This window comes from Novimethylophilus kurashikiensis, from assembly GCF_003112435.1.
GTDB classification, from domain to species: domain Bacteria; phylum Pseudomonadota; class Gammaproteobacteria; order Burkholderiales; family Methylophilaceae; genus Novimethylophilus; species Novimethylophilus kurashikiensis.
Genome location: NZ_BDOQ01000003.1, coordinates 733,041 through 744,548 on the forward strand (window position 1 = coordinate 733,041; position 11,508 = coordinate 744,548).

Below are 11,508 nucleotides of genomic sequence, written 5' to 3' on the forward strand. Positions count from 1 at the left end.
ATGCGTAATTGGGGAAGCTGGGCCAGGTTGCTTCCGGGGGATTGGCTTGTGATCCTGGCAGGCATCGTCGTCGTGGCGTTTGCCTATGCCACGCTCTGGAGTTCAAGTCCTGCGGGCAAGGTTAGAATCCACAGCGGCGACCGAATATTCGCGACCTTCAGCCTCAACCAGGACCGTATCGTGGAAGTCCCAGGCCCTATCGGCATCAGCCGCATCACCATCCATCATCATCAAGCCCGCTTCGAGAGCTCCCCTTGCAGTAACCAGTACTGCGTACACCAAGGCTGGCTCAGCAAGGCGGGACAGGTGGCCGTGTGTTTGCCGAATCGCGTCAGTGTGGAATTGTTGGGGGACAAGGGCTATGACTCCCTTAATTATTAAGACCACCCAACGCGATCACGAGGTTGCGCGGCTTGCGGCCTTTGCCATAGTGTTGCACTTGGCCGAAGCAGTCATGCCGACGCCTTTGCCCGGCGTCAAACCCGGCATCGCAAACGTCATCACGCTGTACGTGTTGCATCGATATGATTTTGTGACGGCAGCCTGGGTATCGCTGCTGCGCGTATTCGCAGTCAGTCTTCTGTTCGGCAATTTTCTGACGCCGACATTTGTGCTGAGCCTGTCCGGTGCCATCGCCAGCTTGCTGGCTTTGAGCTTGGCTATGCACTTGCCGAAAAGGTGGTTTGGTCCGGTGAGCCACAGCATCTTTGCCGCTTTCGCCCATATTGCCGGGCAACTGATCATCGTCCGTCTATGGCTGATTCCCAGTGCAGGCCTTGCCTATCTTGTACCAGTATTCGCGACCTTTGCCTTGCTGTTCGGTACCCTAAACGGATTGATTGCGGCAAAATTATTGGCTGCAGAATCAACCGGGGAAACGCAGTGAAAAAACTCATCGTCGCACTAGCCCTCACCAGCAGCCCAGCCTGGGCCGCAGAATGGGTAGCGTTGCCGAACGCAGGGTCGAGCGACCAGTACTTCTACGACAAAAGCAAACTGGTCATCAAGGAAGACGAGATTACCTACTGGAAGAAAGTCATATTCAAGATCCCGCAGCCCATGAAAGGCCGCGAGGCGACAACGGGCATCCTGCGCGAGCGCATTCACTGCGGCGAGCACACCGCCAAGTTGATGAGCTATCTCTATTACGCGGAAAACGGCGAGAGCATCGACTACGTTGCCGAAGACGATACCCCTCCCGCACCGATCATCCCCGATACCATCGGCGACGCCTATGATCAGGTGCTGTGTCCCATGGTGTGGCGCAAGCAGGAAGAGGCGCGAATCAAGGCTGAGCAAGCGAATGTCGAGGCTGAGCTGAAACAGGCGGGCAAAAAGAAGGACGAGACCAAGCCGCAAATGCCTGCTCTCCCTGCACCAACGGTTTCTACCCCCACCGTACCTGTACCGGCTAAACCTGTTTCCCCACAAGTACCCAACGTCAGGCTGCCTGATAAGCAGCCTGCTACGCCGTTACCTATGCCACAGATTATGGAGCAGTTGTATTGAGTTGATCGCCATCCGAGCCGGGAGGAAGGGGAACTTCCTCTATCGGTTCAAAAGTAATTTCCAATAGTTTTTGACTCTTTACGTTGATACCGCCCTTCATTGCGGGCGCAAAGCTACTGTTTAGAATCGTTTGTCGGGCAGCTTCTTCAAACGGTTTACCCAAAGAAGACTCATCAACTTGGATATCATCGATTTTTCCTGTCTCATTGATGTAAACACGTAATTTCACAACACCGGAAATACGAGAGCTGGATGCGCCCTGAGGGTAATTCAAAGGTGCTAGATGAATTGGCTCGGCGCGGACGTCCACTTCACTTGATTTGTAATATTTGATCAAAGGCGCTGGTATTACAGCGTTTTGACCTCCGTCATCTTGTGACTTTATAGACGGACTGTTCTGGGATAAGGATGGCGCAGGTGTTTGAGTTGATGAAGTGATGTGGGGCGAGCGTAGCTGTACGGAAAGAGTTAACTGGTGCCCCGATTTTTTAAGGGCACCAGTTTCGCGATACATTGCAACGATAACGATATGAAGAAAAATCGAACATGCCAATGCAAGCGTAATACGTATTACTGATCGATCTCTTTGTACCAATATGTGCGGTATCTCGTAAGGTAAGGTTTGCTTGGAGGAGTGAAGCACGTTGTTCCCGTGCATGTTACCTCTTTTACTGTCGTGGTTCCGTCAGCTGCCTGCAAAGATACAGCTACCGAAGTTGGACTAGGAGCAAATCCTCCACCGTCACGCACTGTATAACGGTCATGGACATCAAGCGTTGAGTTGTTGGTGAAATCAATCACCGATTTAGCATTGGTAAAGTCGAGTGCATAAATACGAGCTTCACCTAAACTGGAACATTGTTGGCTAGCTACGACAGAAGCCGGGACATTGGTTGAGAAGAAGACGATACCTCCTACCGTAGACGACGCACTCACGGTTTTCTCACCCGTTGTAGATAGCGTAATAAACCAACCTTTCTTGGCTGAGTTGTCGATACAAGACTGTGCTGTAGCCATCGCTGTTGCGTCGGTCCCTTGGAGCGCATCACTCGTCAAGTCGCACAAATCGTTTTCAGTGATGGTAGCCATGCCGCCAGTTTCTGGTGCATAAGTAGCATTAACGCTATGGCTATCCTTGATCATGTAGAAACGATTTACAACTGTTGTATCAAGAGGGTGTTCGCGGTCACCTGATCCAATCAATACAGCATCGTACGTCGTAGAGTAGACCACCGATGGCGCAAACAAGAATTTTCGGGCATTTGCGTCACCAGAGCCAGCCAGGGAAGCGAGCAGGCTAACGGTCCAGTTGTTAGGATCAACATCATCGAAATTGACACGCCAAATATTCCCACCGGTATCTGGGGCATATGCACGGTCAGCATATCCATCATTATCCGAATCAATTACGGTTAAATCGGAGGGGATAGAAAAAGTCATGCCGCTGACTTGCTTAAACACTGCTGTCGTGGGGAAGTTGGCGGGCTTGCTGGGGCCTGCCATCCAAATGATGGAGCCATCCCGACCATCAAGGATATAAATGCCTCGTCCCATCGTTGCAGTTGCCTGAGGTTGAGCGTCGTTGGCCGTTGAATCGTACCCAGCACCAAACACAAGGGCAGGAATAAGCACCTGACGTTTAGCTGTGGCAGTACGTTCATTCTTGGCTGAACAATTCGCATCGTAGCTTGGGCTACCCAGCGCCGCACATGATCCGGAGGACAAGCCCTTGCCGTTGAAATATTTGATATATGAGGGCGACATATCTGACCAGGTCTGGCCGAGTTCACCGAACCCGCCGTCGCTATTAGACTTCTTCCACATGTATTTGGGAGTGTCCGGATCGCTCACATTCAACCCATAAATGAATCTTCCCCCACGACGCATGCCGAGATACAAGTAGACTTTGTCAGTATCGGAGCTGATTAATTGGTTGTCTGAATTGACGTCATTGAAGTAAACATTCAACGGGCCATCTACGAAGTAGTCACGAGGGCTCGTTGTCACTTTGGGCAATTCGTAATACAGCCGCTTGAATTTTCCGAAGAACTCGCTGGGAATAAAGCCCCATTTTTCGGTGCCATCTGTTGAGAGCTGCCCACCTTTTACAGAGTGCAGAATGCCGTCGTTACCACCGTAATAAACAACGATGTCCTCATTTGCACCTGTGGAAGAAGTGACTGTTGAGCGGTTGTAGTTAACTACAGCAGGTCTTGAATGCAGTACATCACCATGCAGATACCCACGAACATCAGTAGTTGAAAGACTTGGGTTGTCATCGCCTTTCACGTTTTGTCCGCGTACCCAATTGATTAAACCATCACGGGTGATGCTTCCTGGGCTGATAGTGAATGTCCCCGTTGCTGGAGTGGTGGGAGTGGTGACTACGCTGTATGTGAAAGTACTGCCGGTTGCACTTGCAGAAGTGAGGGTGGCAGTCTTTGTCCCGTTATATTCGGTCTCATTCGCTCCGGAAATTGTAATGGAGAACGTATTTCCTACAGTTAAACTATAAGGAGCAGCGGAGAGGTTCGTGCTGGTTGTTCCTGTGACAGTTTCTGTAACAGCCGAGTTGGTGCGCGTTAGAGCGGAAATAGTAATTGAAGCTACCCCGGTTTGGCTGGCGGTTCCCATCACTGTTGCCGGAGTACTGGGCGTCAACGGGAAGTTTGAAATAGTGAAGGAAGTTCCTGACGCATTGGAGAAAGACCATGTGCCGTTGTAGTCACTAGGTGAAGCCCCAGCGATCGTAACCGTGCCAGAGGAGGCAAAGCCATGTTTAGCCGTAGTGGTTACCGTTACAGTTGTTCCTGAGCGCACAATACCGTCGGTTGGTTTAGCACCAATTGATGCAATGGTCACTGATGTATTGGCGGTCGTACAGTTTTTGTTGCCAGATGCACATGTTGTCACAGGAGCTGTAGCCGTTCCACCACCACCTGGAGTGCTTGGCCCAAGGGTGATTGGATAAGTAAATTGACTGCATCCTACGTTTTGACAAGTAACGGTAAACGTGCCGCTATATTGAGTTGGTGTTGTGCCACTTATGAGTAAGGATCCACTGGCGAAAGAATTCGCTACGTAAGAACCGCCCATGTTTACTGTCACAGTTTCTGTTGTTCCCCCTGAGTTCGTCCGTGAAATGGACCCAATGGGGTAAGAAACTCCTGCTGCTAGCGAACCCGTGATACTGCCCGTTGCTGGATAAGCAGGGCTCGTTGTGACTAGATACGTGAAGGTGTTGTTATCAATTTTTGTTATGTTTTGGTTAACAAGATTGTAATCGCTGGGCGTTGCCCCAGTAATGCTGACAGCATCTCCAGTGGAAAGCCCGTGATTAGTGGCCGTTACCGTCGCTACATTTCCTGCTCGCGTAATTGATGTGGCAGTAAAGGGCGTGAATATACCTACGCTGGTATTGGTAATATTGGTATTAGCCGTTGTAAATGAGGTATCGTTGTTGCTGGTCGTCAGCGTTGTGTTGGCTGTACAGGTTCCCGTGCAGGTAAAAAGCTTGCGGCCGGACTGATCTGTTGCGTAAGCATTGCGCAATTTCTGGGCTGCGCCGCCTTTTTCAACCAAATTGCCGTCAGGTGCATCGAACGTACCGCCGGAAGACTGTGCTTGAGGATAGTAATTGAAGTCCCAAAAACCATTAGGCCAGGTTTGAGGGTTGTTAGAGTCAGTTTTCGAAGTCCAAAAACTCGTGACGGTGGGGGAGATGAACCCTTGACTCTCAACGGGCGCTTTCTGCGTCGTGGCATCAGCCATATATACGTTGTTGTTGACGTCCAGGGCAAGCTGGTACTGCTTAAGATTTCCAGGCCAGCGCGGAGAAGCATTGCTGTCTGGTCGGAACACACCCATGTACACCTGATTGAGGTAGGTGCCTCGAACGTTAACGCTTACGGGGAGTGTTGACGACGAAAAAACGCTATTTACGCCCATCATGTCGGTGAAAGCATCATCAAGTGCGGTTTTAAGCGTACTACCGTCATTGACGTAATAAAATTTACCGCCTCCATTAGCTGCGACGCTTTGCAATAGTACTTTCCAGCCTGCTGGGTGTTGACCTGACGCATCATTTGGGTCGCGGACATAGACGACATAAGTCTTGATGGTTTGCTTACCGCTCCAGTCCGGGGTATGTCCAGTTTGTGTAGCACGAATATCGTTATTCGCGAGGTAGCGAGACCATTCATCAGCTACATTTGTTTGGAATGAATTGTCAGAAAGGGTAATGGCTGTTGTGTTCCCACCAGCAGCAGAGAGCGCGCTTGTCGCTGTGGTCAGGTCTGCCGTGTTTTCATTTCCTTTGCCGTTACTAATGTAAATGATGTAGTTCTGCTGGCAATTGTCCACCATGGGGCTGAAGTAACTGGTGCCGTCTTTTGCAGTCAGCGCATTTAATGTCGCGTTTACCGGAGATGTAATGTAAGTGTTGTTGGTGTAATCGGTTTTAACCTTGCCATTGCCTGCGTAAGGTGTTCCTCCAATGTAATACTGATAAGCTTCGTCCATTGCGAGACTGGCTTTTTGATTATTAGATTTATCATTACCAACATCTAACCCATTCACCACTGACGACAACGCATTTTTGTTTGTCGTTGTCATTTGACGTATAGCGTAGCGGACGTATGCGCCGTCCGTGTTCGAGTTACCGGTGCCGCTTTCGGTGAACATCATTAATCCAACGTTGATGTTGGCGTTTAGATTGTCGATAACCGATTTCAGGTTAGCTTTTTCGTAGCTGAATGCATTATTCCAATTGGCCGTGTTGTCCATAATGATGAGGACATTAGGGCGTGAGCCTGCCAAGGCAGAATTGATGAGAAACAGGTCAGTATCATCACCAAGGGCATTTCCTGAAACTAGCCCTGAAAAAAGCATAAGCGAGATGAATAGTTTTCTCATAGTGAACTCCATAGAACTTTAATTGGCGCAAGTACTGCCTGGGGGCAGTCGAATTTTGACGCCTTGATGTACGGTAATGCTGGCATTGGTAAGACTGTCTGTTGCTGTCGCATAAATGTCCCACATGGTGGATTGCGGAGCTGAGCTTGAGGTATCACCCACTGCCCCGCCAGCTGAGAACTCATAGTCGTAACCCGCATCTGTATAAGTATTGATGCATTTAGGTGGTTTGACAGTTACTGTAACGCCCGAAGTTGATACTGGAATTGTTGTGTTTGTGGATGGGGCAGCCGTAAAGTTAGTGGAGGTTGCAATAAAGGTATCAATGCCTTGTTGAGCAGATGCTGTGACGTTGGCAATGGTTTGCATGTTGCCGGCAATTCGGAGATTGACGCTACTAATGCGAATGGCCGAAACCACGATAACCGTCAAAACAATAAGCATCACCAACGCAATCACGAGGGTCGCGCCGGTATTGGATCGAATACTGGAAATCTGTTTGGTTGTCATGTTTTGCAATTCGTATTTGAACTGAAAATACAAGCTCTCATGCTCATGTTCATCACCCGAACAACAGAGGTGAAAGCATGCCGTTTGTATTGATCGTTGGCGGCAGGAATGGTGACAGAGCCCAACTGATAAGTCTTGGTGTCGGAATTACCGGGACTGATATCGGTGTTTCTTGCTAGTACGCCAACCTTCACGGTGACTGTATGAGCCCATTGAGTTGTGGTCATAGGTGTGGATGGGCTTGAAACTACATAGGTGTCGGGAGAGCCATCCTGATCATTATCGATTCCGTATTCCAACTGCAGATTTTCAATGCCTTCGGCAATCGGGACAGCATAGAAGCATGGTGCTGTGGCACCGGATGAGATACAGGATGAACTGGAAGGAGGAGTTCCCAGTTCAAGCATATATAAAGTCGGGACTGATTGGTTCTGTGCGTTTTTCGAACTGATGTAGTAGATATGGACGAGATATTGCCGAATGTCGGCCGCTGTGGCGCTGTCTTTTTTCGTGAGAGTGAAGGTTGCAGAGTTGCTGCCCAGATTGAATACAAAATTATCTGGCATCGTTTGAATGTACCAAGAGGTTGCAGTTAGCGCCCCGCTTGTAACATTAGTGTCTGCTCGACGAGTCACCAGAATGTCGGTTCCTGCTTGGTAATTGGGTAGTAGGGTCGAAGATACATTGGTTTTACACTCGGGTGCGGCAGTGACGCTGGGCAAGGCATCGTAAACACTGCTGGCTGCATGATTACTAGAGTCTGGCAATGCGTCGTAGCCTTGAATGGGTAAGAGCATTGCCGCTTTTAGTGAGCTTAATGACGTACTGACGCAAGGGTCCGGCAGCGTTGGTACCGCTGTAGAAAAATCTGATGTCCCGGGTTGACTTAAGTTGTAATAGTTATCGTAAAAGCCGGCCAGTTTGATGTCGTCGCTTAAGGTCTGAATTGCAAAGCGGCCATTCTCGATCTGCCTACCGGCACGTTCCTGCTCTGAACGAGCAGCGCTGGTATTGACGATGACTGTTGTGACACCCAGCACAAGCAGCATCCCTATGGTAATGGCAACCATGAGTTCGACTAGCGATAAGCCAGTTTGGGTCTGCCGAGTGAGGTGACAAGTCTTCATACGCATATTTAGTTAAGGTTAGGGACCATGACCACCATGCTGACCGCACGTCTCAAGTTTTCAGCGCCATAAGTATTTTTGGCGCAGTCTGTACCGGAGGCGGGAGCGAATGTGGGATTGATGCCTTGCCAAGTTACGGTAATAGTGTAAGTCCCGTCGCTGTTATCTGTTGTTGTGGTGTCAGGTGTGAAAACAACACAACCGCGAGCATCAATCATTGCCCCCAATTTGGTGGTTCCTTTTTTTTCCGAGGCACCCAGCAAGGCCTGGTGCCAGTCGGCCAAATCGCTCAAAGCAGTCGCCTCATAGGTCGCTGAACCGGTACCGCAAGTAAGCGATGTAGGGTCAGGTGTAACACTTGCTGTAGACGAACCCAGGAATTGCGTATCTTGAGCGCTACTGGCAGTAAAGCCATAACAATAACTAGCTTGCCGGTTGGCTTTAATCCGATCTGCCATATCCTGCAACAGAACGATGGCTTGGACGCGTTGATAGCTTTCCATTTCTGATCGTTGTGCTAAAGCTTGCAGACCAGCGAGTCCCAATAGCCCGATCAATAGGATTAGCAGGGAGATCAGGATTTCTATCATCCCGAAGCCTGAATTCAGTTTGTACGAGGATCTCATGGGCAACTACCCGAGCTGCTGATTGTTTTTGAAATTGGCATACCCGTTGCATCAGTTACGATACATCGAGCTTGATAAGTTACCCCGCTCTGTGATGAAGCAATCTTAGTGTTGAATGCAGAAATCGAGCTGGCCAACCTTCCGTTACGCGTGTAGCTGATAGTAGTTGGTGCACCTGTTATAGCAATATTGTTCATCGACTCGTGTCGTTGAACGAAGGTGCCGGTGCCCGTCGAGCAATTCACAGTATTGCTGGCGTAGTACACACACCAGCCGTTGGCCCAACTGCTTCCGGCAGGTACCATATTCACCGTTGCATTAATCTTGATGGCTTCGCTTCTGGCCAACATCATGGAATTGGCAAAGTCGAATGACGCATTTTTAATACGGTGAGTCAGGATGAAGCTGCGATAAGAAGGGACTGCTATTGCAGCAAGAATTCCGGCAATTGCAACGGTAGTAAGCAGCTCGATCAGAGTGAATCCATTCTGCCTCTTAATTTGGTATTGGGGTTGTTTAAACATGATCCACGAATTACCAGCAAGAGGTGACTGAGCCAGTACCGCTAATACGTTTAGTACCGGTTTGATCGATGCTCACACTACCGCATTGGGTGTCCCGTGATAATTGAGTGCCGGTAGGCGTCGCGGTGACTTTGTAATAAGGTGGGGTTGTCGTGACAGCGCCCACTTTGATCGTGTAATTGGTTGAGACATTAGAAGGAACGGTAAGATTAAGCGTTGTAAGGCCCGTGCTGTCACCAGGATCGGCGGAAACCCCCGCATATTGTCTAGCATCGAGCAGGTACTGTTCTTGGCGGTTTGCAACCGTTAGAAGAAAACTCTCTGCTGCAGTTCGGTTTGATTTCACAACATGTTGAATATAGGACGGATAGGCAATTGCTGCCAAAATGCCCGCGATTGCAACAACAATCATCAACTCAATTAATGTAAATCCTTTCCCCTGCCGCATAACCAATACTCCTTATATGTCTTATCTGAATCATATTAATCTTCAATGTCCACCGCTATTTTAAGCTGATTAACGGTAATACTCGCTGTATGAACGGCGGCTGGCAAATCAATATGAAGAAATGTGCTCTGTGCTAACATTCGTATTTTGAAAGATCAATAAAATGCGCAAGTTAGTTGAAGTATTCGCACTGGTGGCAGTGATTACGCTACTTTACGGTTGCGGCACTCGCGGCCCGCTCTATCTCCCCGAACAACGTTACCCTCAACCCCAGCAGGATAAATAAGTGAACGTCTTTACTCCCAAGGGCGGCGAGCTCTATGCCGAGGCAGTTCCGCTCGCCCAGATCGCCCAGCAGTTTTCTACACCGACTTACGTCTATTCGCAAACCGCGTTGCAAGAGGCATATCGCGAATTTGATGAAGGCTTTGCTGGTATCGATCATCTCATTTGCTATGCGGTGAAAGCGAATTCCAATCTGGCGGTACTTAATACCTTTGCCAAGATGGGCGCGGGGTTCGATATTGTTTCTGGTGGCGAGTTGGCGCGTGTCATCGCTGCCGGCGGCGATCCGGGAAAGGTGGTATTTTCGGGCATCGGTAAAGCTGCCGCGGAAATGCGCCAAGCGCTGGAAGCAGGCATTTTGTGCTTCAACATCGAGTCCGAAAGCGAGTTGGAACGCCTCAACAAGGTGGCGGGCGAAATGGGCAAGGTGGCGCCGATTTCACTGCGAGTTAATCCGGATGTGGATGCAAAGACCCATCCGTACATTTCTACCGGCCTCAAGAACAACAAGTTTGGCGTGGCGTACGATAGTGCTTTTGCACTCTATCAACGCGCTGCATCTATGCCGAATGTCTCGATTCATGGGGTGGATTGTCATATCGGCTCGCAACTGACCGAAATCGATCCCTTTCTGGCTGCGCTGGAACGGGTGTTGGCCTTGGTAGATCGTCTTGCTGCTGCCGGAATTTCCATTCGGCATCTCGACCTGGGTGGCGGTGTCGGCATTTGCTATCGCGATGAAACGCCGCCAGAAATTGCTGTGTATGCCGCAAAACTCAAGGAGCGTCTCAAGGGTCGCAGTTTCAAGCTACTGTTGGAGCCTGGTCGCGCGCTGGTGGGCAATGCCGGCGTGTTGCTGACACGGGTGGAATACTTGAAGCACGGCGAAGCCAAGAATTTTGCCATTGTCGATGCGGCTATGAACGATCTCATGCGCCCTGCACTTTACGATGCCTGGCACGACATTCTGGCTGTGGAGCCGCGTATCGGCACCAACGAGATTTTTGAAATCGTAGGTCCTGTATGTGAGAGCGGCGATTTCCTCGGTCACGACCGCGAGTTATGCCTCGAAGAGGGAGATTTGCTGGCCGTGATGTCCGCTGGCGCCTACGGCATGAGCATGAGCTCCAACTACAATACGCGCACCCGTGCGGCTGAAGTAATGGTCAATGGTAACGATGTGAAGCTGGTGCGAAAGCGCGAGACTGTGGAAGGATTGCTGGCCGGTGAAATAGTTTATAAGTAATTGAATTTAAATATATTTATCTCTTACCCTCGATTGGTTTTAGGGGAGTTGTAAAGCAAAGCGATTAGGCGTAGATTGTTCTTCCGCAGTATCTAACAACCATTACACAAACGGAGGATGCAGATGAAGAAATCGATTTTTGCCTTGCTGTGCATGCTGTTCGCGTTGTTCGCCGCTCCCATGGTTTATGCAGATGATGCGTCTGATGACGCGACAGTCGCCCAGGATGAACCATTGCCTCCGTTGGTCGATCCGGCCATTGCGAATAGCGATACCCCAGAGCAGTAATTTCGCCGCCATAAATAAAAAAGGCGAGAAT

Annotated in this window: 13 protein-coding genes; 6 read left to right on the plus strand and 7 right to left on the minus strand. The window is 49.7% G+C overall.

What is annotated here, in order from left to right; translation table 11 throughout:
• The 3 genes from NMK_RS07080 to NMK_RS07090 are packed head-to-tail and all read left to right on the plus strand — an operon-like array spanning position 1 to position 1,509.
• Entirely contained in the window at positions 1–381 is a 381-nt protein-coding gene (locus tag NMK_RS07080) for a NusG domain II-containing protein (RefSeq protein ID WP_109015031.1), read from the plus strand.
• Positions 362–886, plus strand: a complete 525-nt coding sequence (locus NMK_RS07085) for a Gx transporter family protein (protein WP_109015032.1) — start codon at positions 362–364, stop codon at positions 884–886. Before NMK_RS07080 ends, NMK_RS07085 begins: the two co-directional genes overlap by 20 nt.
• Positions 883–1,509: a surface-adhesin E family protein gene (locus NMK_RS07090; protein WP_109015033.1), complete on the plus strand. Its 627-nt coding sequence runs from the start codon at positions 883–885 to the stop codon at positions 1,507–1,509. Before NMK_RS07085 ends, NMK_RS07090 begins: the two co-directional genes overlap by 4 nt.
• Here NMK_RS07090 and NMK_RS07095 read toward each other — a convergent pair.
• The 7 genes from NMK_RS07095 to NMK_RS07125 are packed head-to-tail and all read right to left on the minus strand — an operon-like array spanning position 1,490 to position 9,658.
• A complete protein-coding gene (locus NMK_RS07095) occupies positions 1,490–2,167 on the minus strand; it encodes an energy transducer TonB (protein WP_109015034.1) in 678 nt (225 codons plus the stop codon). The two genes, NMK_RS07090 and NMK_RS07095, sit on opposite strands and share 20 nt — an antisense overlap.
• Entirely contained in the window at positions 2,080–6,423 is a 4,344-nt protein-coding gene (locus NMK_RS07100) for a pilus assembly protein (protein WP_146187137.1), read from the minus strand. Before NMK_RS07100 ends, NMK_RS07095 begins: the two co-directional genes overlap by 88 nt.
• A gap of 18 nt (positions 6,424–6,441) precedes the next feature.
• Positions 6,442–6,933, minus strand: a complete 492-nt coding sequence (locus NMK_RS07105) for a pilus assembly PilX family protein (protein ID WP_109015036.1) — start codon at positions 6,931–6,933, stop codon at positions 6,442–6,444.
• Positions 6,930–8,066: a PilW family protein gene (locus NMK_RS07110; protein ID WP_109015037.1), complete on the minus strand. Its 1,137-nt coding sequence runs from the start codon at positions 8,064–8,066 to the stop codon at positions 6,930–6,932. The genes NMK_RS07105 and NMK_RS07110 overlap by 4 nt, the downstream gene beginning before the upstream one ends.
• 2 nt (positions 8,067–8,068) lie before the next feature.
• Positions 8,069–8,650 (minus strand): type IV pilus modification protein PilV, encoded by a 582-nt coding sequence (gene pilV, locus NMK_RS07115; protein WP_265415761.1) that lies wholly within the window; start codon positions 8,648–8,650, stop codon positions 8,069–8,071.
• A gap of 32 nt (positions 8,651–8,682) precedes the next feature.
• Complete coding sequence (locus tag NMK_RS07120) at positions 8,683–9,210, minus strand: GspH/FimT family pseudopilin (RefSeq protein WP_109015039.1); 528 nt, start codon at positions 9,208–9,210, stop codon at positions 8,683–8,685.
• 10 nt (positions 9,211–9,220) lie between these two features.
• A complete protein-coding gene (locus NMK_RS07125) occupies positions 9,221–9,658 on the minus strand; it encodes a type IV pilin protein (RefSeq protein ID WP_109015040.1) in 438 nt (145 codons plus the stop codon).
• A 163-nt stretch (positions 9,659–9,821) separates the two neighbouring features.
• Here NMK_RS07125 and lptM point away from each other — a divergent pair, with 163 nt between their 5' ends.
• The 3 genes from lptM (at position 9,822) to NMK_RS18435 (ending at position 11,477) form a co-directional block, all read left to right on the plus strand.
• The gene (lptM, locus tag NMK_RS07130) at positions 9,822–9,944 is read left to right on the plus strand and encodes an LPS translocon maturation chaperone LptM (protein WP_109015041.1); all 123 of its coding nucleotides are present in this window, start codon (positions 9,822–9,824) and stop codon (positions 9,942–9,944) included.
• The gene (gene lysA / locus NMK_RS07135) at positions 9,945–11,189 is read left to right on the plus strand and encodes a diaminopimelate decarboxylase (protein WP_109015042.1); all 1,245 of its coding nucleotides are present in this window, start codon (positions 9,945–9,947) and stop codon (positions 11,187–11,189) included.
• A 123-nt stretch (positions 11,190–11,312) separates the two neighbouring features.
• Entirely contained in the window at positions 11,313–11,477 is a 165-nt protein-coding gene (locus NMK_RS18435; RefSeq protein WP_181376186.1) for a hypothetical protein, read from the plus strand.
• The last annotated feature ends 31 nt before the right edge of the window (positions 11,478–11,508 follow it).

Excerpts from the sequence above, each read along its gene's own strand:
- lptM (WP_109015041.1), top strand. The coding sequence starts at position 9,822 with ATGCGCAAGTTAGTTGAAGTATTCGCACTGGTGGCAGTGATTACGCTA.
- NMK_RS07100 (WP_146187137.1), bottom strand. The coding sequence starts at position 6,423 with ATGAGAAAACTATTCATCTCGCTTATGCTTTTTTCAGGGCTAGTTTCA.
- NMK_RS07110 (WP_109015037.1), bottom strand. The coding sequence starts at position 8,066 with ATGCGTATGAAGACTTGTCACCTCACTCGGCAGACCCAAACTGGCTTA.
- NMK_RS07080 (WP_109015031.1), top strand. The coding sequence starts at position 1 with ATGCGTAATTGGGGAAGCTGGGCCAGGTTGCTTCCGGGGGATTGGCTT.
- pilV (WP_265415761.1), bottom strand. The coding sequence starts at position 8,650 with ATGATAGAAATCCTGATCTCCCTGCTAATCCTATTGATCGGGCTATTG.
- NMK_RS18435 (WP_181376186.1), top strand. The coding sequence starts at position 11,313 with ATGAAGAAATCGATTTTTGCCTTGCTGTGCATGCTGTTCGCGTTGTTC.
- NMK_RS07125 (WP_109015040.1), bottom strand. The coding sequence starts at position 9,658 with ATGCGGCAGGGGAAAGGATTTACATTAATTGAGTTGATGATTGTTGTT.
- NMK_RS07085 (WP_109015032.1), top strand. The coding sequence starts at position 362 with ATGACTCCCTTAATTATTAAGACCACCCAACGCGATCACGAGGTTGCG.
- NMK_RS07105 (WP_109015036.1), bottom strand. The coding sequence starts at position 6,933 with ATGACAACCAAACAGATTTCCAGTATTCGATCCAATACCGGCGCGACC.
- NMK_RS07120 (WP_109015039.1), bottom strand. The coding sequence starts at position 9,210 with ATGTTTAAACAACCCCAATACCAAATTAAGAGGCAGAATGGATTCACT.
- NMK_RS07095 (WP_109015034.1), bottom strand. The coding sequence starts at position 2,167 with ATGCACGGGAACAACGTGCTTCACTCCTCCAAGCAAACCTTACCTTAC.